The sequence below is a fragment of the Bacillus sp. NPDC093026 genome (assembly GCF_044754665.1).
GTDB lineage: Bacteria > Bacillota > Bacilli > Bacillales > Bacillaceae > Bacillus > Bacillus maqinnsis.
Window position 1 is genome coordinate 1 of record NZ_JBIVPN010000005.1, and the last position, 21,588, is coordinate 21,588.

Below are 21,588 nucleotides of genomic sequence, written 5' to 3' on the forward strand. Positions count from 1 at the left end.
TTCAAAAACAAACGAAAAGTCATTAGCAATTGATTTCGCATTTTTATGATTAATCCCATGAATAACTGTTCCACGCCAATACTTCGTTTCTATAATATAGATATCTGATGGCAAAATAACTAAATGGTCAATTTGTCTGGTCTTTGTCTCCCCATTGTCATCATAGGGTACAAATACGTTTCCCATTATGACCATTTCGTTTTCATTTATTTTCCCATCAGATATTAACTTATCTTTTAATTCCGTTAAAATCGTGTGGGTAATGACTTCACTGGTATTTCTTGAGCATTTTTTATGATTGTTTATGTATTTATCCATCTTTTCAATCTTGTTCTTTAGAAATTCCTTTTCATTTAAAAATGCATACTTTTGATTATCAATCATGACTTCAGCTTGTTGTAAAGCAACTGAAGCCTCTGTATGAGCTTGCGCCAGATGATCTTCATATGTTTGCTCTAGTGTTTTCAATTCACGTTCTAAATTGTTTTGATAAAATTTTTTTGTCTCTTTTAATTTCCAGATCATATAACCAGAAAATCCAAGAAGAACAATAATAACTAATGTAGACACCGATCTCCTCCTAGAAAGTATATAATTATACATTTTATTACAAATAAATTCTTTTTTGAAGTGACTGGAAGAAAAAAGATCAAATTTTTTTATTTTCTTCTAATCCGACCATTTACCTTGCTGCATGTGTCTTTCCTTTTCCCAATCTTTTCTGAATAACTGCTCATTCTTAGCAGTTGAAGAATTAATCTTCTTTTTATCATCAATAAACAAAAAACCCTTAATTTCATACTCATGACTCCTTACTGAATAATCACCACCTTACGCTATTCGCTTAAATAGATTTTTCAATGATGACTACACTCCGAGAGGATGCCAAATACAGTCAATCATCGTAAAATGAAAAACTGTCCTCGATACGGCTGCCGCAGACCAGCTGCTATCCGAGCTCAGAATGTCCCTCTCGTATGGCCACATTCCTCAACACCTTTGTTCCGTATCCAGATTCGCCATTATATGGGAAAGGTGCGTCTCCCAATGATAAAAAGCGGACACCAATCAAGGCACTTAAAGTGCTCAATGATCAGCGTCCGCAGGTTCTTCTTTCTGGACAAAATATTCCGTACGTTTTGTTTGTCTCTATTATACGATGATCCACATAGAAAAAAAGGTCCCCTTTTTGTCGGCTTTTTCTCGGTTTTTTCTCGGCAATGCAAATAAAAAAGCACCCATTGCCTTTTAAGCAAGTAAGTGCTTTAAATTGATCAATCTACATATTCTGCTGTACCAATAAACTGTATTGTGTATTCATCTTTCTCTACTGAATTAACAGCCAAACCGTCTTTCTCATAATTATAATTATAAATTAAAATAATGGTATTATATTTAGAGTTTAATTTGATATCATTAAATTGTTTTATCAATTGATCATCATATGAGAAATCAACCAGAAGTTCTTTTACATCATCTTCAGCTTCTGGAATCCAATCTTTTTCAATTAAACTCCTATCATAATAACCTAGTTTAAATTCTTTCTCAAAAATAGATGGAATGCTATCACCATCATCGTTATACATAACTTTTGTGTAATTTTCGACCTCATCAAAATTACTAAAGTTCCCCAACCACAAAGAAACATCATTTTTCATTATATTACCTCCTTAGCCCTTCCGGTAAATCCTGAACGCCATTTTTCATGCGTTTACTCGCCCATTCATTTAACTCTCTAACAAAACTTTCATAATCAGGAGCATTATCAATAATTTTTAATATTTCATTATGTGCTTTAGTAGAGCCCCGTCCTCCATGCCGTCCAGGAGGATTAACAAATTCAACATCTTTAGTTAGCGTCCTCAATTCTTTTATGCGATCCATACTCACATTCCACTTTTTAAATTGAGGTGTTCTTGCTACAAGATGCCACTCGTGGTAGCCTCCTGGTTGTCTAATTCTATCTTCAATTTTACTTCTCAAAGCAGGAACATTCCACGCTTTCTCAAATTCATCGACTGATAATTTATCAAACCACTTATTAAATTCTTTATTTCTAACAGAAGGGATATCAGTGCTCTTGCCAGCTCCCTTTACCCCCATTTTCCCCTGAAAACCTTTCGCCCCAAACGGCAAAAGTATTCCTAGCGCCGCATTCATACTCGCTTCCTGCTGTTCTTTCGAGATTTTATTTCCAAACATGTCTCTGCCTGTAATCGCTTCGCTGAAGCCGTTGGCGGCGGTGAGACCATATAAGCCTTTTTGAGATGTTTTTAAGGCGTCAAAGGATTTTTGCGATTTCTTGTAAATGTCGACTGCTCGTACTGCGGCTGATGTGGCTTGGGTGGTTTTGTAGATCGCTTTCCCGCCTTTGAAGATGCGCCCTGCCCAGCCGACGATTGGGATGTAGCCTGCTGCTGCCATTCCGCCTGCCGCGACTCGCTGTCCTGCGGTGAGCTTTTCGCCTGTTATTGGATCAATACCCGTTGCGGCACGTTTTGCATCATTCACACCTGTTAGTTCATTGACGATATTTCCCCCATAATCGAGGGCTTTTTCATACCAAGGACGGTTCGCCAGTGCTTCTTGTTCTTTCGCAATCTTGCGGGCTTCTTCCTGTTCTTTTTTGATTTTGAGATATTCAGAAGTTTGCTTCTCAATATCGCTTTTTGCCTTGTAGACTTCGCTATTTTGATACGCTTTCTTATCAAAATTCATCGGTGAAATGGTTTTTCCGTCATTTGTCGCATTCATCATTTCGGCGTACAATGCCATTGTAGCCTGCTCTTCAGTCTCTGACAAAGCATATTCATCTTTTAGATGTTGGTCTAATTCGTTTAAATCGTTTACGGTCTTTTTCCGTTCGTCTTCGGCATCCGTTATCTTTTCATGAAAGATGTGATCATCAAACACATCAAGGGAGATGAGATCATCTATGTCCTGAAAAATGCTTTCCAGTGCCTTCTTTTGATCAGATACAATGCTTTTGGCGTTTTTTAACCCCATCTCTACCTGATTTTCTAAAAAGTGTTCATCAATAAAGGTATCACCGCCAAGATTGGCATCTTCAAGTGTACCCGCAACACCTTCATGGAAGGCTTTTTGTTTATCTGTGAAACTAATCAGCATGTCCACATTTCCAGCTAGTTCTTGATAAAAACTTTTAATATTGTCAGCACCTTTTCCCGTGAAATCATCACCGAGATTGGCTACACCTTGTAATGCGTGCTTCAAATCTATCATTTGTTCTCGGAGTTCCTGATAGTGCTTCGCTCTTTCTTCCATAGCGCTGGTTAGTGCTTTGGCATCAAGTATTTTCCCCAGAGGAAATCACTCCCTCCTATTCATTGATAAGGACAATTTTACCAACACAAAGATTGTCCTTAAATAGGGAAAAAGATACAAAAACAGCAATCAGCAAATTTCGGAGTGCAATTTAAAACCATCAATTATTGATTATATTGTTTTCTTTTAGAAACCGCTCAGATAATTTATTCCCTTCATCATCAAACAGAATGAATTTTGGTTATTAAAAAACAACATCCTATACATTTCAACCAAAAAAAGTAAGTTAATAAGAATTAAGGATGAGAAATATAAAACTGAACCAGAAGAATAAAATTTTGCTGGACTGTTATTGCACCCCTCGTTTGACATTAATAACGAGATTCTCATGCATTTGCGTGCGCTCAAAAAAACAAAAAAAGATGTTTCACTTCACGACCCCATCGGTCAAGATAAAGAAGGTAACGAAATTTCTTTGATTGGCATTTTAAAATCAGAAAGTGAAGACGTGATTGACACCATTCAGCTAAATATGGAGCTTGTTCAATCCCTTTAGAAAATAAAAAAGAAAGAAAAAACATGATTCAAAGAAAAATTTCTAGAGCTTTGTGATTTTTTTGATTTAACGCATGCCTTGACATGCCTGTCAATCAGTATTCACTAGGAATGAAATATAAGCTTTTCTTTAATAGTATGGTGGCAAGGTCTCCAGAACTGATCATTCTTGATGAACCTTTTACATCTCTTGATGAAGCGCTTCAAACTCAATCGATTTCCTTGCTGAAAAATGAATTCTCACATATATGTATTTTTATTTACAAGTCATCAACGCTATCTCTATTCTGAATTAGGGAACCGTTTCTTTCAGCTCGACAATGACAGCGAAAAGAAATGGAAGGTTAAACAGACAAAAGGCATCCCTATAAAGGATGCCCTCTTTCTTTCTTGCCTTACTGCACATTTACCATTTGCAACGTTTTACCGGGCGGCAGCAAGGATTCTTTACATCCCAACCGCAATCGTATTCTTCAACAATATACTCATTCTGTTCAGATTGGGTCACAGGATAGTAGTTTTCAATTCTTTTGATATGCTTGTTTACGTTTGTGATATGAGTTGGATGAATTTTTCTAATGGTTTTTTCGTTCGTTGTTGTATTGACAATCTGACGTGTAGGGGATACAACCGTCTCAACTTCTCCCTGATTCCCTCGGCGAGGACCAAAGAAAAAATTGTCTAATTTGTTTCGGCTCATTTTAACACCCCTTCAACTTGTCTTTTGCTTACACTTTATCGTATGCCAGCGATTAATGATTGATTAGATGCTCGTCTAATTCTTAAAAAATCCGCTATGATTCTATTTCAACCTCTTCTTTTCTTGCTTTATAACAGGGGATTTTTAACATATCATACACATGATATCTTGTAAGGAAAGCAAACATCATCGGCGCCCTTCGACGGCTTTTATCTAATAATGCGACTGAAAAAGGGACCTTCCAGCATGCTATTTATCAGGAAGGCTATCGTTCTCGAAGCGATTTCGCCATTTTATAAAAAAACATATTGATCCTAAGGAGGGTAGCTCTCTATTGGCATACATGGAAAAGCAAGAAGGGGATGACACTTTTGTCTACCGCACCGTAGCCTGATAAGTGAGTCAAATTGATAATGAAAGCAAGAGGTGACGTACATGACGACGATACAAATTATCCCGATCAGCTAAGCGGAATTTATACTAAATATTCTGACTTTCTTGAAGTGTTAGATATGTCTCCATATAATCAATAAATTTTCTCTCTGTTGAACTGAAAAATGAGCTCCGTTAAAAACCCATCTACCACTTATGGATAGATGGGCTCTCTTTATACACGTGCTGCCATATCGGTTTCGATTTGCTCTAAGCTTCTTCCTTTTGTTTCGACTAAAACAAAGCGGGTGAACAATAGTCCGATTAAGCAGATCACTCCGAATGAGGAGAAAATGATACCAAAACTAAATTGATCAGCCAAGATCGGGAAGACAAGTCCGACGGCTAGTGATCCAGTCCAGTTGAAGGCAGATGAAATGCCTGCTCCAATGCCCCTGACAGAGAGCGGAAAGATTTCGCCGATGATGATCCAAGTGATCGGCGCCCATGAGAAGGCATAGCACAAAATAAAGCAGCAAAGTGAAATCAATGTGACCCAGTTTAAAATCCCTTCACTGACTCCGAGTGCACCTAATGCCGCTGGTGCAAAGAAGGAAAGTGCCATCCCTGATCCCCCTACTGTGAGGATCGTTCGGCGATCAAACCGATCAACAAATTGTAAAAAAATGACGGTTGTCACCACAAATATGACACCAACGATGACCGTAAATCCTGCAGCCACCTGCGGAGCAAGGCCCACATTTCTCGCAATACTTGTTGCGTAGTACACAATTGAATTAGCTCCCTGTATTTGCTGAAGTGTGGCCATGCCAATCCCAATGACAAGTGCCATTCGGAATTTCTTTTGGAACAATTGACGAATACCTGAACGTTCTTCTTTTGCCACCTCTAAAATTTCTTGCATTTCCGCCTCGATTTCTTCATTGGAGGAGCGAAGAGATCTTAACACATCACGGGCTTTATTCGCCATTCCATGCTTGATTAAGTACCTCGGAGATTCAGGAAGTTTAAGCATTCCAATATAAAGAACGATGGCAAATAGGGCTGCACTGCCGAGCATAAACCGCCAGCTATTCGGAATGGGTTCAAATACAAATGCCACAATATAACTAAGCAATAACCCGCTGACAATCATAAGCTGATTAAGCCCAGACAATTTGCCGCGAATTTTAGCAGGAGCCATCTCCGACATATAAGCTGGCACTAATGATGAAGCGGTTCCTACTGCTGTTCCTAAAAAGATGCGGGCAATGGTCAGAGAGATTTCTTCTGGCGCTATGGCTGATCCGATGGCACCTACAAAAAAGATGATGGACGAGACCAAAATGAGCTTTCGGCGACCAAACTTATCACCTAATAGACCGCTTAAAATCGAACCAATGATCGCACCACCCATTAATGAGGATACGACAATTCCAAGCCATAATGGACTGAGCTGAAATTCTTGCTGAATGTGCCCTTCTGCACCCGCAATAATGCCAATATCGTATCCAAATAATATCCCTGCAAACGATCCGAAAAAGAAGATAAATTTACTTGACACTTTTTTCTCCAAGTTGATACCCCCCTCGCTTAATAAACCGCTTTCATTTCTCCCAATGATTGTACTTTTTTCATAGAATAAGAGAACCTTTTCAACATTCCTTTATACGACAACGTAATCTACATTCACAAGCTTAGCAAATCGAATGATTTGATCAACAGTTAAATGGAGAGACACCACTGTATGATGCCCACCACCTTGTTCGATCCATGCCTTCACACCACCCTGAAAGGTCGGTTTTACTTTCCATAAAACGCGAGCAACTGGTAAATGGGGTGCTGCTTCTTGCGGCTCAAAGGCTTCGACTTCTTGAATGAGCCATTTGAAATGCGTACCAAAGTCTGCAATGGATACGACCACCCCCTCTCCCGCTTTTCCGTCAAACACAAGGCGAGCTGGATCTTCTCGATTTCCTATTCCAAGAGGAGACACAACAATGACGGGTTTGGTATTGGCGAGTGCCGGATCTACTTCTAACATATGAGATTGCAGCACAGCTTCCTGTCCAAACGTCATTTCATACGTGTAGTCCTCCATAAAACCAGTTGATTGATGATGGCTCATAACCTTTAATAAACGAGCAAGCGCTGCCGTTTTCCAATCACCCTCACCTGCAAAACCATATCCCTGTGCCATGAGTCGCTGTACCGCAAGTCCTGGCAGTTGCTTCATCCCATGTAAATCCTCAAAGTTCGTCGTAAAAGCATTGTAACCGCCTTCATCTAAGAAACGTTTAATTGCAATTTCATATCGCGCCTGCTCCTTCACACTCGCTTCCCATTTTTCCACTGAATACGATCCATAATTGATATCATATTGTTCTAGATAATCGGCAAATAACGCATCAACTTCTGCCTCTTTCACCGCATTCACATATTCAACAAGATCGCCTATCCCATAGTAATCAACCGTCCAGCCGAATTGAATTTGTGCTTCTATTTTATCCCCTTCTGTAACAGCCACATGGCGCATATTATCACCAAAGCGGGCCACCTTAATTTGAAAGCTCTCATGATAGGCAGCAGCTACATCCATCCATTCGGCGATTTGCTGCTTCACATCTTGTTTGGACCAATGACCGACCACAATATGGTTTCGCTTTTTCAATCGCGCATTAATATATCCATACTCCCTGTCTCCATGAGCAGATTGATGTAAATTCATATAGTCCATATTAATGGTGTCCCATGGAATTCTTTCATAATACTGCGTGACTAAATGAAGGAGGGGCTTTTGCAACAAAGAGGTGCCTCGTATCCACATTTTTGCTGGAGAAAATGTATGCATCCAAGTGATGACACCTATGACCTCATCACGATAATTGATCTCTTTCATCAGTTGTGTGATTTGATCAGCACTGACAGCAAGCTCTTGTAAAATAATCGGGTATGGTAGTAAACCGCTTTCATTTAAAGCATTCGTCATCGTTTGTGCATCTGCCTTCACTTGTTGTAACGCTTTATCCCCATATAGATGCTGTGAACCAACAACAAACCAAAACTCTTTTTTCTGACTTGTTAACATAGAAATCCCTCTTCTCTTTATCTTGAAGATTTTTGTCCGTAATACGCGTTTTGACCATGCTTTCTTAAATAATGTTTATCTAAAATTCGCTGCGGGAGCGGCTCGGCATACTCGTTCAATTGCTTTGCAAAGAGATTCATTTTCGCAACTTCGTCTAGTACCACACTATTCATGACCGCGCTCTTCGCATCTTTCCCCCACGTAAATGGACCATGACCTTGCAATAAGATGCCTGGAACCGCCATCACATCTAAATCTCTTTTCTCAAACGTTTCAATGATCAGTCGACCTGTCTCCACCTCATAGCCGCGATTTACTTCGTCTTCTGTGAGAAAGCGAGCGCAAGGGACATTACCATAAAAGGTATCAGCATGGGTTGTGCCCATTGCGGGTAAATCAAGACCAGCTTGTGCCCATACCGTCGCCCAAGTCGAATGACTATGTGAAATACCACCAATCTCTTCATAGTGTTTGTAAAGCACAGCATGTGTGGCTGTATCTGAAGAAGGGCTCAATTCTCCTTCAACCACCTGACCGTCAAAATCGACAACCACCATATCTTCCGCTTTTAATTTGTCATAATCGATACCGCTTGGTTTAATCACAAACAGACCGCTGTCACGATCGCATGCACTGACATTGCCCCATGTAAATTTCACAAGTCCATATTTGGGTAGGTCTAGATTGGCTTGAAACACTTCTTCTTTTAATCGCTCTAACAAATCCATTCCGCTCCCTTCTTCAGCGTTAAATGGTCTACTGCTGCTTTCTCAATATGCAACCCTTCTTGATAGCGCTTTAAAAATACCTCAAAGCCTTTGACATCTAGTGGATCTGGTTCCATCAGCTCTTCTGATGTACTTGCAAACACTTGATGTTCAAGGAAATCAGCCAAAGGTTGCTGTTGATGATGCACTACGTATGAAGCGAGGACGGCCATACCAAATGCACCACCTTCTCCTGCAGTTGAAATAACTGAGACAGGTGTGTTCAAAGCAGCGGCCACCATTTTTTGACCAACGAGGGGTGTTTTAAACAAACCACCATGCCCTAGTAATCGATCAATCGCCACTTGTTCATTTTCTTTTAACCTATCCAATCCTATTTTCAACGCACCAAATGCAGAAAAAAGATGGGTACGCATAAAATTGGCTAGATTAAAATGGCTCTCTGCCGATCGGACAAAAAGAGGTCTGCCCTCTTGCATCCTTGTAATATTTTCACCAGAATAATAGCCATAGCTTAATAGTCCTCCACCATCATAATCTGCTTTTAAGGCTTGACGAAGTAATACTTCGTACAACCTTTTTGTGTCAACCGGCTGGCCCATTGCTTCAAAAGCTTCACGAAATAAACCCATCCAAGCGTTTAAGTCACTTGTACAATTATTGGCATGAACCATCGCTACTGGATTCCCATCTGGTGTGGTGACGATATCGACTTCAGGGTATACACCTGCCAGATCTTTTTCTAATACAATCATGGCAAAGACAGACGTACCAACTGAAATATTCCCTGTTCGTCTTTTTATACTGTTTGTGGCCACCATCCCTGTCCCAGCGTCTCCCTCTGGCGGGCAAAAAGGAATACCTGGCTGCAATTGCTTCGATTGATCTAAAATAGATGCTCCTGCTGTCGTTAACATGCCAGCCTCTTCGCCAGCAAGATATACACTCGGCAAAAGATGACGAAGCTGCCACGGATAGCCTTTTTCCGCAATCAATTCATCAAATTGATTGAGCATGGCTTCGTTATAATTCTTCGTTGTTTCATCGATTGGAAACATCCCTGAAGCATCCCCAATTCCTATGGCCTGCTTTCCAGTTAACAGCCAGTGAATGTATCCAGATAAGGTTGTCATAAATTCTAGACGATAGACATGTTTCTCCTCATCTAATATCGCTTGATACAAGTGAGCAATGCTCCATCTTTCTGGGATATGAAATTGGAATAAGTCCGTCAACTTTTGACTAGCTTCGCTGGTTGTTGAATTCCGCCATGTTCGAAACGGGACGAGCAGCTCCCCTGTATGATCACATGCGATATACCCATGCATCATGGCAGAAACCCCAATAGAGCCAATTGTCCGAATCGTGACTCCATAAGTTCGCTCTGCCTCCTCTTTCATATGGCGATAAGCAACCTGAAGACCCGTTATGATATCGATTAAGTGATACGTCCACATTCCATTTTGGCGTGTACTATCCCATTCATATGTCCCCTGTGCGATTGTTTGAAACTGCTCATCTATTAAAATCGCTTTAATTCGAGTTGAGCCAAACTCAATGCCTAAAGATGTCCGTCCCTCTTCAATGACTCTTGCAGTAAATTCATGATTCATTTTTACGTTCATCCCCCATTTTGGTAGCGGTTTCAAATTTCATTTTAAGATAAAGTGTGTTTATCTGTGTACAAACATAATATAATATTTGTACGTACATGTGTCAATAATAAATATAGTTGTACATACATAAAAAGAGTAATTCCTCCATTTTGTGCTTATCTAAGAAGATAATATGTGAGAAAATGAAATTGCATGTTCCTAATCGAACAACCATGTTAAAATATGTCCATACAATTTCTTCTCAATCCGAGCAGATGAACAACTGAGAAAGAAGTGAAACGATGAAAAAGAAATATCAAATCATTATGGATGATATAAAAAGTAAAATACTTACAGGCGATTACCGCATTGGGGATCAGATTCCAACCGAGTCTAGCTTACAAGACATCTATCAAGTGAGCAGGCATACTGTTCGCAAAGCGATATTAGAACTGTCAAGTGAAGGGTTTTTGCGAAGCGAAAAGGGCTCTGGTACATATGTCTCCAATCAATATCAAACAAAGCCTGCTGGACATTCTCATATGAAAACAATTGGTGTCATTACAACATACATATCTGATTATATTTTTCCTTCGATCATACGAGGTATTGAAAGTCGGTTAAATGAAGAGAACTATTCTCTCTTGTTGGCTAGCACAAATAATGATGTCGAACAGGAAAAAAAAGCGTTAGAAATGATGCTCTCCTTTGGTGTAGATGGGCTCATTGTCGAACCGACAAAAAGCAATTTATATAATCCGAACATCTCGTATTATCTGTCATTCAAAGAGCAGGACGTACCGCTTATCATGATTAATGCCTATTACGAGCAGCTAGATGTTCCTTTTCTCTGTTTAGATGATGTCAAGTCCAGCTATCTTGCCACAAAAGAGCTCATCACCTCTGGACATACAGAGATTGGGCTCATTTCAAAAACTGATGATTTGCAGGGGAAATACCGAATGAAGGGATATATTCAAGCGCTCGGAGAAGCCAAACTCAACTTTCTGCCAGAGCATGTTCTTTTCTTCGATACAGAATCGAAGCAGCATCTGGGTGATCACATAAAAAACTTCCTTATGGACCATCAACATGAACTGACAGCCCTCGTTTGTTATAACGATGAAGTTGGATTAGAAGTAGCCAATGTGTGCAGCCAGATTGGTCTTTCTATCCCAGATGACCTTTCGATTATTGGACAGGATAACTCTTATATTGCACAAAAAAATGCCCATGTGAAGCTCACTACATTGACTCATCCCCAAGAGCAAATGGGGCGAGACGCTGCAAATTGGATGATTAAGAAAGTGCAAGGAAAAAAGAATCTTCCTGATCAAACCTATTATGAGCCTGAATTAGTGCCCGGTGATACGATCAAAAAAATGAAAAAATGAGCCCCTCATGTAGGAAAGCTCATTTTTTCATTTTTATTCTCTCTCTTCTTTTGAAGAAGTCACCACACACATACCATCAGCACATGCGGTCTCATGAAATGCTCCATTTGACATCTGACCTGCTTGCTCATTCCAAGCCGTTTCAAGTGCACGCAGCAAGGTGTCTGATGATTGTGCACCTGCAACAGAATACTTGTCATTGATCAAGAAAAAGGGAACTGCAGCAATGCCAAGCTCTCTTGCCTCTGTTTCGTCGCCGCGAACATCCTCTGCATACTCTTGACCGTCTAATACTTTTTGTAGCTCACCTTGATCAAGACCTACTTTTTTTGCAATGTCCAAGAGGGTTTTGTGATCGCCTACATGCTTTCCATCTGTAAAATATGCTTTAAAAAGCTCTCCCATGACGATATCGCCTTTTCCTGCTTTGCTAGCATACTGCACAAAACGATGCGCATCAAATGTGTTGGTCAGAATTATAGGATCAAATTGAAAATCAACCCCCTTTTCCTTCCCTACCTTCTTCACCTGCTCATTCATGGCAATCGCCTGACTACGGCTCATTCCATATTTTTTGACTAGCATGTCATGCACATCGTAATCTACTTGTTTTGGTGCATGCGGATCAAGCTCAAAGCTTTTAAACTCTACCTCTACCTGATCTCTCTGTGGGAACTGTTCAAGTGCCGCTTCTAACTGTTTCTTTCCTATATAACAAAAAGGACAGGCAACATCTGACCAAATTTGTACTTTCATTTTCATCTTCCTTCCACCTGCTTCAAGTCTTCTCTCAATAGATGTAACTATTATAGTTACATCTATTGAGTATTGTCAAGGAATTATTGTTTTCCGTCTTCTTTCAAATGAAAAACCTTTCCTTCAAATGGAGGAAAGGTTACGGTCTTGTGTATAGCCAATTGAATCAGCCTGTTTATTGATTTTGTTTCTTTAAAAAAGCCATAACTGCCTTTGTCATATCTTGTGCTTCTTTTGGCGCTCGGTCCGATCCAAACCACTTATTCAGACCACTATGCGTCAACGTATTGACCCGAAAAACAAAACGATTGCCTTTTTCATGATTAAGCCTTTCTGCAAAGCGGTACACCTCGGGATTTTCCCATCGTGTAATCAAATACACAGGTGGTAGATTTGCTTGATTCATATAAGTGACCGGTGATGCTTTTGTCCATACCTTTTCATTTTTCCCAAACACTTTTTGATAGGATGGAATGGCTTGTATAAATTGATTGATGTTTAAAGGTCCGTCTAAAATCACGATTGATCGAATTGATTTTGGCGAAAGCCCCACACGCTTTAAATAAGTCGCATCCGTAGCAACTAAGGCCGTTAAGTGACCGCCGGCTGAGTGACCCATCACATTGATTTTCGCTGGGTCGATTTGGTACTGATCCGCATGAACCTTAACCCATTTGATGGCTTTCGCTGTGTCATATGCCATCTGATCATACTGGGCATCTGGATGAAGCCGATAATTGATGGAGACAAACACATACCCATGCTCGGTAAAATAATTGGCTTTTGAAGCGATCTTGCTCTTATCGCCGCCTGTCCATCCGCCGCCATGCAAATAGATCATCACCGGATGCTTCCCAGCGGTTCGACTTGTGTCCTTAGGCATGTACATATCGAGTGTTTGCTGATTGTTTTTGGTGTCTGCATAATGGATGTTCGCCGTCGGCTGAGATTGATTTAAACGAAAAACAAAGAACACACATCCCAATAACCCCGCGATAACAGCTACAAACATAAGCCATTTAATGATTCGTTTCAACGTCATTGCACCTTTCTGTGTTGGGATGAACAAGCATAGCTATCTTTTTGAGTCAAAAAAGCTTTTTTATATTCTATTGAGATCAGCCTGCCATTTATATGAAATAGAAAATTTGCATGTGAGTTGGTTTTTTAGAGTTTTGTTCAGTGAATGTCGTTTTTGTGGAATGAAGATGATGTTTTAAATCCTTCCATTAGGAAATAATGAAAGAGAGACCTAGCACAACATATTGACGATTTATTTTAACTATATATTATACATTAATCATCCTTACAAATATCAACTCATCTTGCAATAGTTTAAGGCAATATTGATTCTAATGGGAAATTTTTAAGAAGTAAAGACACTATCCCCTTCTTTTAGATGGGGAGTGTTATTCTCTTATATTTGCCAAGTTCCTTTCGATCAGCACAAAAAATTTGGCTCTCATGACTCACTTTCAGTGATTGTAGGCAACTCGGTGCTTCCATGCCCCGCTCATGTCTCTTTATTTCTCCTCCTAAAAATTAAGGTACAATTCATTTCATCTGGCTCTCCATTTCAAATGAGTTGTTTTTTCTCTTCAATGGCCTGCTTCGCTATTTTTGAAATCGTCATATCATCCATTGGCGGGTTATGAAGTCCAGCACGAATGTCTCGATAGTAACGCTGAAGCGGGCAACCAAGGCTTAAGCTTTTTGCTCCGACTAGTCGCATGGCTTTATCGACAATTTGCAGACTATGATTGACTACCGTATGCTTCACAGCGCCAAATTCATTGGATAGGATTTCCCTTTTTTCTACTTGTTCATATAACCGTGTTGTTGAATAGATGATGTGCCGTGCTTGTTTTAACAGTAAATCGATTTCCCCAATGAGTTGTTGGACATTAGGCAGATCACTAATCGTTCCGGTGATGCTGTTAGGTGAATGTGTGATCGCATACTGGACAGCATAATCTCTTGCTGCTTGCGCAATGCCTAAATAGCAGGAAGGAATATGTGCGATCCAAGGGTTTAAAGTATCGCCTCGTGGACCTTGCTGCACTTCGACCAGCATGTCATCTGAGACCACTACCTGATCCAATATCAAATCATGGCTTTCTGTCCCTCTCATTCCAACAACATCCCATGTTTCTTCTATAGAAACACCTTCCGTATCACGATGAATCAAGAAGAATCCTAGTGCTTCTTTTTCTTCAATCCAAGTTCCTACTAAAAAGTATGTGAGCACTGGTGACATCGTTGTAAAAATCTTACGTCCATGGATAATCCATTGGTCGCCAGATTTTATGGCCGTTGTACCAGGCTTTCCCCCTCTAGTTGGACTGCCTGTCTGCACTTCGCTGACTGCTCGATTCACAAGCGCCCCCCGCTTAATCTCTTCTGCAAAAAATTGCAACTTCTCTTCATTCCATTGCTTTTTTTCATAAATCTCACCTACCACACCTTGGTGCCAGCCAATGGATAAAGCAGTCGCACCATCCATGCTACCTAATGTTTCTTGAAACAATACCATGTCTGCCACAGATTGACCTCCTCCGCCGTACTCGACTGGCAGAGACAAGGTTGTATACCCCATTTCTACTAATGATTCTATATTCTTTTTAGGAAAATAAGCGCCCTCGTCATGTTCTTTTGCGGATTGTTCTATCGTTTCACGAAGTGACTCCAGTTTATTCAGCCATGTTTTTTGAAAGTCTGTATCAACAAATAATGCCTTAGACAACGTGTATCCATCTCCTCTATACTCTCTTAACTAATCAGAATACATAAAACATACTTTACTTATAGGATTTAATGTGTTAAATTTTATCAATATGAAGTACATCTGTCAAAGGTCTGAGATGCTACTATGCGCTCATCTACTCATCCTATGGTTCAACTAGATGAGAATTACAAATAACACGTTTCATAACACTGATATGAAAAAAGACATATTTGTATAAAGATACCTTGTATTCAGCCGGTCACCGACTTGTCCGAAGTGCCATTTTTTCTTTAGAAAATATAAAAAGTCGATTAGACATGAAAACCTGATCGACTTTTTTGATTCATTTATTCACCTTTTTTAGGCGTGTTAAACAGTTCCTTTGGTGCCGGCTTAAGCTTTGGCGCAGAGCCGAACACAACAGGTGCGGAAATATATCTGAACTCTCCTTTTCCATCCATGCTTCGTCCATGTGCCCATCTGCCATTTTTGCTTTCTTCTCCTCTTGAGAAGTTAAACAAATCATATGATACTTGCTGTTTTTCAAGTGAACGCGGGAAGGTTGTGGGTACGACCACATTCCCTTCTCTTTCCTCTAATTCTTTAATTGCGGCAAGCCACATATTTTGATGATACGTATCACGTGCAATGAGAAAGGACAGCATATCTTTCACTCCAGGGTCATCGGTCATTTCATAAAGCCTTGCAACCTGAAGTCTTCCTTGAGATTCAGCATTTAAATTTGCCCGAAAATCAGCCATTAAATTCCCACTTGCAATAATATACTTTGCATTCCAAGGATAGCCTTGACTATCTGCTGCCATCGCGCCTAAGCCCGCAACGATGGCATGCTGAGGATTCGTTCCCCCCATGACAGCAGCAAGCGCAGGATCGCTATGATACGCTAACTCCTGCTCTTTGACCGGTGCTTTATCAAGCAGACGTGCAATCATCGTCGCCAGCATCTCGACATGGCCAATTTCTTCTGTTCCAACATCAAACAATAAGTCCCTGTATTTTTGATCAGCTCGACAATTAAATCCTTGAAATAAATATTGCATCATGACGCTGATTTCTCCATATTGACCGCCTAACACCTCCTGCGATTTTTTTGCATAAAGGGGGATCAGGCTTAGTAGGCTTAGCTTCATATTGCAGTTCTTTGATGTGATAAAACATGATGTCATCTCCTTCAATCATCAAAATCTCTTCTCTTATACTATTCAAGCGCAACTCTCTTTATGAAAAATAAAGAAATACATCAAATTTTGAAAAAAAAAAAAGAGAATGGCTTTTTAACCATTCCCTCATTTGTCTTACTATTCTGCACTGACTAAAATTTTCACTTGATCTTTCTCTTTGATTAAAGCATGGAAACCATCTTCAATCACATCGTCTAGCTTGATTTTTTTTGTAACGAGTTTATCTGCCGAGAAATAGCCTTTTCTCATTAAGTTTAATACAGATGGGAATACATCTCTGTAACCGATAATTCCTTTTACTGTACGTTCTTTAATAACAATATCATTCGGCAGAATTTCTGCACCTTTTTCCCAAATGCTCACAATAACAGTTTCACCAGAAATTCTAGTCGATTGAATCGCTTGCTTTAATACAACCGGTACACCTGTCACTTCAAAAGAAACATCGACTCCGCCATTTGTACGGCTTGCAATCTCTTGTACAACATCATCGTATTGAGAAGGATCAACAATGATTGCTCCAAGCTCTTTTGCTTTTTCTTGGCGTTCTTTGGATAATTCAACTGCATAAATATCTGTAGCTCCTGCTGCTTTTAATGCTTCGATCACAAGTAAACCAATTGGGCCACAGCCAAACACAGCCGCTGTATCCCCAGCTTGTACTTTACTAGAACGAACGGCGTATAAAGCAACTGCAGAAGGTTCTACAAGCGCGCCTTGCTCATATGACAATTCATCCGGTAAGTGATGAAGTAACTCTTCATCAACCGATACATATTCAGAGAATCCACCGCCGCCTCCGGCAAGTCCTAAAAAGCCCATGTTTTCATCTAAGTTATAAGCACCTTGGTGCCCGTGAGTCGCAAAAATAGGCTCTACAACCACTCGATCGCCTACTTTGTAATGGCTTACGCCTTCTCCTACTTCAACAACCTCACCAGAAAATTCATGACCTAGCGTCACTGGTGCTTTTTCTTTCGTAAGTGGATGAGGTTCATTCACTGGAATGAAAATAGGTCCCCCTAGATATTCATGTAAATCACTACCACAAATGCCACACCATTTCACTTTTAGTTTTACTTTTCCTGGAGCAACTGTTGGTTCGTCTATTTCCTCTAGTCGAATGTCTTTTTGATCGTGCCATCGTAGTGCTTTCATTTGTAAGACCCCTTTTCAATATAATTAACTAACTTAAATAATTATAACATAGTTTTTTTAATTTGCTAAACCGGAGGCACTATTTGATTAAAAATCAATGGACGGAAATGATAAAACATAGTAATAAACAGAAAAGAAGCATACTAATAGATGTTTGTATAGATAGAACATGCGCCATTCCGCCAAGAAACCCTGTCATGCCAATCGTCAAAATCACTTCACATAAAGCATAAAAGCTTGTCCTCCGTCCCATTACTTCTACCAGGATATTTGACTGATAGAAAACTATAAAGCCTGTGTTGGCAAATGCTAAAAAGAATGTGAGAACAAAAAAACAACAGACGCTACAAACAATGTGTTAGTAAAAGCATAAATCAGATAAATCCGTTCCAAACACTTGATCTTAACGGGCGATTGCTTTTGCTGTATGACCGCACCTGTTGCTATATCCAGCAAGGTTTTGACGGTCAGCCCATTCAACTAGCAGATCATGATCCTCTTCTTTTGCGTAAGTTTGGCTCATCACATACTTTTCTGCGTTTCGTCCAAATGGGTCAGTGACTTTTCTTTTCACCTGTCTGAATTCATACTATTCCTCCCCTTTGAAAATGTCTTCTATGTAATCTTTTCAAAATAAAGAGCCGTCCATTTCATTGAACGGCCCAATTTAATTTAAGTGATTATCGAGAAATCACCCCATGCGGGTCAATCACAAACTTCTTCGCCACACCAGAATCAAAGTCACTATAACCTTCTGGGGCTTGATCAAGATTGATGACTGTCGCATTGACGGCTTTAGCAATTTGCGCTCTGCCGCTTAAGATCGATTTCATCAGACTGCGGTGATATTGCATGACAGGGGTTTGGCCCGTCACAAACGTATGGGCTTTTGCCCAGCCAAGTCCAATCCGTACTTTAAGAGAACCGACTTTGGCATCCTCATCGACTCCGCCTGGATCTTCTGTGACGTAAAGACCTGGAATGCCAAGTTTCCCACCAACTTTGGTAATATCCATAATTGTGTTTAAAACGGTTGCTGGTGCTTCTCCTTGATCTCCATGACCTGAAGCTTCAAAACCGACACAGTCAACTGCACAGTCGACTTCTGGCTCACCTAAGATGTTAGTGATTTGTTCGCCAATTCGATCATGTTTTCGTAAATTGATCGTCTCACAGCCAAAGCTTCTTGCTTGCTCTAGCCTTTGCTCATTGAGATCTCCGACGATCACAGCAGAAGCGCCAAGGAGCTGAGCGGAATGCGCTGCTGCAAGACCTACTGGCCCTGCACCAGCAATATACACGGTAGATCCGGTCTTTACTCCGGCAGTATAGGCACCGTGAAACCCTGTCGGGAATATATCAGAGAGCATCGTCAAATCAAGTATTTTTTCCATTGCCTGATCTTTGTCTGGGAATTTCAGCAACTGGAAATCTGCATATGGAACCATTACATATTCGGATTGCCCACCAACCCATCCGCCCATATCAACATATCCATAGGCGGAGCCAGGACGATCAGGGTTTACATTCAGACAAACATGGGTTTTTTGTTCCTTACACATGACGCATCGTCCACAAGCAATATTAAACGGAACTGACACAAGGTCACCTTTTTGAATAAACTCCACATCTCGACCGACCTCAATGACCTCACCTGTAATTTCATGTCCAAGTACAAGTCCTTCGGGTGCAGTTGTACGCCCTCTCACCATGTGCTGATCACTCCCGCAAATGTTTGTCGTCACGACTTTTAAAATGACGCCATGCTCACATTTACGACCAACATTGGCTTTAGGAACACCTGGACCATCCTTTAATACCAAATCAGGGTAACCTATATCCTCAACTGCTACATTTCCAGCCCCTTTATAAACGACACCTTTGTTTCCCGACATGTGTTCATTCCTCCCTAGTTAGAAAATAAGATCTCTACATTTTTCTATTTTTATCGACATTTCCCTTCTTTGAATTGCACATTGAGTCAAAGAGAAATGAACAACCTTGTCTATCACAGGGAGAAACATGTATACTCCAGTCAAATAAAAAAGAAAAAATTGAAAAAAAAGCTAAACTTTTGCAGAAACGTGTCGATATAAGAATTAAGCCAGACAGGTATCCTTAATCGACAAACAAATTCCTTATATATACTATCATTCCTTACACACCTGGCTGGCCCTACATATGAACACAAAAAGTTCTACTAAGCTTGTCGACAAAGTTGACAAGCTTTTTTCTTTCTGATGAGTGAATCCATCTAAATAACACTATATCCAGTATGAACAAAAGTGAAAAACCCCTTTTTCTAAAGAAAAAGGGGTTCTAACATTTGCGGCTCTTCTTGTTCATTACCTGGGAAATATATTCATCATTTTAACGCTTTGATACAGATGTATGTATCATAGTGGTAAATGGAGACTTCTCTAAAATGATAGTTAGAAAACATGCGTCTCACGTCTTGTTCATTGTATAACGATTGTGCCTGTTTTTGTTCTTTCATTAACTCCTGCTTTTGAAAAGATAAGTATACTTCTCCATCCACTTGAAGGACCCGGTACACCTCTTTCATCACTTGCTCTATATCAGTCCAAAAATAGATGGTTTGCACCGTAAATAATTTATTAAATGATCTGTCTTCGAAGGGTAAACTTTCGGCCTTCCCGAGTGAAATCACTGCTTTATTTTGTTCCAGCAGTTTTTTATTTTTTCTTTTTGCGTATTTGACCATATGACGAGAAGCATCAACTCCATAGATTTTTCCTCGGTCGAGTTTTTCTGCAACTTTTGATAAAGTCATGCCTCTTCCTGTTCCGATTTCTAAAATACGGTCATTTTCTTGTATATTTAAGAGTTGAATCGTCCATTGGTTGATATCATGATGATTTTTTTCCATATAGCGGGCAACCCATTTTGAAAACAAGCCTTTTGGTTCCCTCATTTGCTTTCCAATCCAGCTTTGAATCAATGTTTAACACCTGCTTTACACCAGTAAATAAAACTATTTACAAATTTTCTTACTTTTTATATCGGCTCTCATCTAACAAAAATTAAGACCTAGTCCTAAATCCTTTGTCCTTTATAAGACGACATCTTTTCTAAAAATGTTTCGCATAATCAAAAATTTTTAACCAAGTAGGCGGTTTCATTAATTCTGCCGAGATTGATTTCGTTTTCTGCATGAGCTGCATATTTTATGAATGTATCTTGATTAGATAAAGGTGGTGCTAGATTATGGGCTTTGGCGGTTATTCTGGAGGCTACTGCGGTGGTTACGGTGGCGGTTTTGCAGGCGGATTCGCGTTGCTTGTTGTACTGTTCATTTTATTGATCATCATTGGTGCAAGCTGGGTTTATTAATGTAAAAGGAGCAGAAAACGGTGACGTTTTCTGCTCCTTTCTTTAGTACCAATAGGTAGGATAACTGTATATATGCCGTCTGAGCATTTCCTGCTGCTCCCTTTGGAATCGATATGGATTGCCATACCCATGCTTTAAGGAATGCGGAATGGACACATATCCGTGTCCAACTGATGGAAATCGCATATATGGTGACATAGACATTCATTGATCACCTCACTATCTGCCTTTTACGATTATCATATGTGGAGGTCATCAATGTGGAACGTGTCTAAACCTGGTCCTTCTCCCTTGTATAAAAAGCAAGCATTGCAAGCATGATAAACATGTCTGTCTCCTCCTTTACGTGATTTTCTTCTCATCTTTAGTTCATATACTTTAGTTGTTTCTGCTTCATTTCTTCATAAAAGGTTTCTACCTGTTGTTCATAAAGAACTGTTTCAATGTCTTTGTATTTACGCTGGATCGTTAATGTAATAAAAAATAAGTGGATTGTCATATACGCTCACCTCCCTTCAGTTCGCAAAACGCGAAATAGCCCACAGATCTTCTATATCAGTTGACCTGTGGGCACACAAAAACGCAGATCAAAAGACGCTGTCTTTCAACCTGCGATGGATGATGCGCTGAATCCTCGTTTCTTAAACAGATGTAAAGCGTGCTCCGTAATAGGTAA

The 21,588-nt window shown here is 40.0% G+C and carries 19 protein-coding genes and 2 pseudogenes; 3 read left to right on the forward strand and 18 right to left on the reverse strand.

The features are described from left to right. The 3 genes from ACIQCE_RS11950 to ACIQCE_RS11960 form a co-directional block, all read right to left on the reverse strand. Nucleotides 1-570 (reverse strand): nuclease-related domain-containing protein (locus ACIQCE_RS11950; protein ID WP_400495187.1); only part of this gene is annotated, 570 nt, incomplete at its 3' end. Nucleotides 571-1,274: 704 nt separating this feature from the next. After that, nucleotides 1,275-1,658, reverse strand: a complete 384-nt coding sequence (locus tag ACIQCE_RS11955; protein ID WP_400495188.1) for an immunity 22 family protein — start codon at nucleotides 1,656-1,658, stop codon at nucleotides 1,275-1,277. Between the two features lie 4 nt (nucleotides 1,659-1,662). Then, nucleotides 1,663-3,285: a ribonuclease YeeF family protein gene (locus tag ACIQCE_RS11960; protein ID WP_400495189.1), complete on the reverse strand. Its 1,623-nt coding sequence runs from the start codon at nucleotides 3,283-3,285 to the stop codon at nucleotides 1,663-1,665. A gap of 370 nt (nucleotides 3,286-3,655) precedes the next feature. On the opposite strand from ACIQCE_RS11960, the pseudogene ACIQCE_RS11965 reads away from it, so the two are divergent. Then, nucleotides 3,656-3,826, forward strand: a pseudogene (locus ACIQCE_RS11965) (RNA polymerase subunit sigma-70); the annotation flags it as partial. A 420-nt stretch (nucleotides 3,827-4,246) separates the two neighbouring features. Here ACIQCE_RS11965 and ACIQCE_RS11970 read toward each other — a convergent pair. The 5 genes from ACIQCE_RS11970 to ACIQCE_RS11990 all read right to left on the reverse strand — a co-directional run bounded on the left by ACIQCE_RS11970 (nucleotide 4,247) and on the right by ACIQCE_RS11990 (nucleotide 10,341). After that, on the reverse strand, nucleotides 4,247-4,540 hold the full coding sequence (locus ACIQCE_RS11970) for a spore coat protein (protein WP_400495190.1): 294 nt from the start codon (nucleotides 4,538-4,540) through the stop codon (nucleotides 4,247-4,249). A gap of 607 nt (nucleotides 4,541-5,147) precedes the next feature. Beyond that, the gene (locus ACIQCE_RS11975) at nucleotides 5,148-6,488 is read right to left on the reverse strand and encodes a sugar porter family MFS transporter (RefSeq protein ID WP_400495191.1); all 1,341 of its coding nucleotides are present in this window, start codon (nucleotides 6,486-6,488) and stop codon (nucleotides 5,148-5,150) included. Between the two features lie 90 nt (nucleotides 6,489-6,578). After that, nucleotides 6,579-8,000, reverse strand: coding sequence for an L-arabinose isomerase (araA, locus tag ACIQCE_RS11980; protein ID WP_400495192.1), 1,422 nt, complete (start codon nucleotides 7,998-8,000; stop codon nucleotides 6,579-6,581). A 17-nt stretch (nucleotides 8,001-8,017) separates the two neighbouring features. Next, nucleotides 8,018-8,722, reverse strand: coding sequence for an L-ribulose-5-phosphate 4-epimerase (locus ACIQCE_RS11985; RefSeq protein WP_353856496.1), 705 nt, complete (start codon nucleotides 8,720-8,722; stop codon nucleotides 8,018-8,020). After that, nucleotides 8,716-10,341: a xylulokinase gene (locus ACIQCE_RS11990; protein ID WP_400495193.1), complete on the reverse strand. Its 1,626-nt coding sequence runs from the start codon at nucleotides 10,339-10,341 to the stop codon at nucleotides 8,716-8,718. Before ACIQCE_RS11990 ends, ACIQCE_RS11985 begins: the two co-directional genes overlap by 7 nt. A 284-nt stretch (nucleotides 10,342-10,625) precedes the next feature. Here ACIQCE_RS11990 and ACIQCE_RS11995 point away from each other — a divergent pair, with 284 nt between their 5' ends. Further along, nucleotides 10,626-11,717, forward strand: a complete 1,092-nt coding sequence (locus ACIQCE_RS11995) for a GntR family transcriptional regulator (RefSeq protein ID WP_400495194.1) — start codon at nucleotides 10,626-10,628, stop codon at nucleotides 11,715-11,717. 33 nt (nucleotides 11,718-11,750) lie between these two features. Here the strand turns inward: ACIQCE_RS11995 and ACIQCE_RS12000 are convergent, their stop codons facing one another. The 8 genes and pseudogenes from ACIQCE_RS12000 to ACIQCE_RS12035 all read right to left on the reverse strand — a co-directional run bounded on the left by ACIQCE_RS12000 (nucleotide 11,751) and on the right by ACIQCE_RS12035 (nucleotide 20,520). After that, nucleotides 11,751-12,473, reverse strand: coding sequence for a DsbA family oxidoreductase (locus ACIQCE_RS12000; protein ID WP_400495334.1), 723 nt, complete (start codon nucleotides 12,471-12,473; stop codon nucleotides 11,751-11,753). Between the two features lie 175 nt (nucleotides 12,474-12,648). Beyond that, a complete protein-coding gene (locus tag ACIQCE_RS12005) occupies nucleotides 12,649-13,515 on the reverse strand; it encodes an alpha/beta hydrolase (RefSeq protein ID WP_400495335.1) in 867 nt (288 codons plus the stop codon). Between the two features lie 534 nt (nucleotides 13,516-14,049). Continuing rightward, nucleotides 14,050-15,216, reverse strand: coding sequence for an acyl-CoA dehydrogenase family protein (locus ACIQCE_RS12010; protein WP_400495195.1), 1,167 nt, complete (start codon nucleotides 15,214-15,216; stop codon nucleotides 14,050-14,052). A 329-nt stretch (nucleotides 15,217-15,545) separates the two neighbouring features. Then, nucleotides 15,546-16,377 (reverse strand): annotated as a pseudogene (locus ACIQCE_RS12015) (manganese catalase). A gap of 140 nt (nucleotides 16,378-16,517) precedes the next feature. Then, nucleotides 16,518-17,558, reverse strand: coding sequence for a 2,3-butanediol dehydrogenase (locus ACIQCE_RS12020; protein WP_400495196.1), 1,041 nt, complete (start codon nucleotides 17,556-17,558; stop codon nucleotides 16,518-16,520). Between the two features lie 403 nt (nucleotides 17,559-17,961). Then, the gene (locus ACIQCE_RS12025; RefSeq protein WP_400495197.1) at nucleotides 17,962-18,132 is read right to left on the reverse strand and encodes a hypothetical protein; all 171 of its coding nucleotides are present in this window, start codon (nucleotides 18,130-18,132) and stop codon (nucleotides 17,962-17,964) included. Between the two features lie 106 nt (nucleotides 18,133-18,238). Then, entirely contained in the window at nucleotides 18,239-19,453 is a 1,215-nt protein-coding gene (gene fdhA / locus ACIQCE_RS12030) for a formaldehyde dehydrogenase, glutathione-independent (protein WP_400495198.1), read from the reverse strand. Nucleotides 19,454-19,923: 470 nt separating this feature from the next. After that, nucleotides 19,924-20,520, reverse strand: coding sequence for a class I SAM-dependent methyltransferase (locus tag ACIQCE_RS12035; protein ID WP_353855136.1), 597 nt, complete (start codon nucleotides 20,518-20,520; stop codon nucleotides 19,924-19,926). A gap of 266 nt (nucleotides 20,521-20,786) precedes the next feature. Here ACIQCE_RS12035 and ACIQCE_RS12040 point away from each other — a divergent pair, with 266 nt between their 5' ends. Continuing rightward, entirely contained in the window at nucleotides 20,787-20,912 is a 126-nt protein-coding gene (locus ACIQCE_RS12040; protein WP_400495199.1) for a YjcZ family sporulation protein, read from the forward strand. Nucleotides 20,913-20,954: 42 nt separating this feature from the next. Here the strand turns inward: ACIQCE_RS12040 and ACIQCE_RS12045 are convergent, their stop codons facing one another. Then, nucleotides 20,955-21,116 (reverse strand): hypothetical protein, encoded by a 162-nt coding sequence (locus ACIQCE_RS12045; protein WP_400495200.1) that lies wholly within the window; start codon nucleotides 21,114-21,116, stop codon nucleotides 20,955-20,957. A 160-nt stretch (nucleotides 21,117-21,276) separates the two neighbouring features. After that, entirely contained in the window at nucleotides 21,277-21,411 is a 135-nt protein-coding gene (locus ACIQCE_RS12050) for a YrzI family small protein (RefSeq protein ID WP_008342648.1), read from the reverse strand. Nucleotides 21,412-21,588 lie beyond the last annotated feature (177 nt).

Coding starts and splice junctions, on each gene's coding strand:
- ACIQCE_RS11990 (WP_400495193.1), bottom strand. CDS start 10,341: ATGAATCATGAATTTACTGCAAGAGTCATTGAAGAGGGACGGACATCT.
- ACIQCE_RS11995 (WP_400495194.1), top strand. CDS start 10,626: ATGAAAAAGAAATATCAAATCATTATGGATGATATAAAAAGTAAAATA.
- ACIQCE_RS12020 (WP_400495196.1), bottom strand. CDS start 17,558: ATGAAAGCACTACGATGGCACGATCAAAAAGACATTCGACTAGAGGAA.
- ACIQCE_RS11960 (WP_400495189.1), bottom strand. CDS start 3,285: ATGGAAGAAAGAGCGAAGCACTATCAGGAACTCCGAGAACAAATGATA.
- ACIQCE_RS11955 (WP_400495188.1), bottom strand. CDS start 1,658: ATGAAAAATGATGTTTCTTTGTGGTTGGGGAACTTTAGTAATTTTGAT.
- ACIQCE_RS12040 (WP_400495199.1), top strand. CDS start 20,787: ATGGGCTTTGGCGGTTATTCTGGAGGCTACTGCGGTGGTTACGGTGGC.
- ACIQCE_RS12005 (WP_400495335.1), bottom strand. CDS start 13,515: ATGACGTTGAAACGAATCATTAAATGGCTTATGTTTGTAGCTGTTATC.
- ACIQCE_RS11970 (WP_400495190.1), bottom strand. CDS start 4,540: ATGAGCCGAAACAAATTAGACAATTTTTTCTTTGGTCCTCGCCGAGGG.
- fdhA (WP_400495198.1), bottom strand. CDS start 19,453: ATGTCGGGAAACAAAGGTGTCGTTTATAAAGGGGCTGGAAATGTAGCA.
- ACIQCE_RS12050 (WP_008342648.1), bottom strand. CDS start 21,411: ATGACAATCCACTTATTTTTTATTACATTAACGATCCAGCGTAAATAC.
- araA (WP_400495192.1), bottom strand. CDS start 8,000: ATGTTAACAAGTCAGAAAAAAGAGTTTTGGTTTGTTGTTGGTTCACAG.
- ACIQCE_RS12045 (WP_400495200.1), bottom strand. CDS start 21,116: ATGTCTATGTCACCATATATGCGATTTCCATCAGTTGGACACGGATAT.
- ACIQCE_RS12000 (WP_400495334.1), bottom strand. CDS start 12,473: ATGAAAGTACAAATTTGGTCAGATGTTGCCTGTCCTTTTTGTTATATA.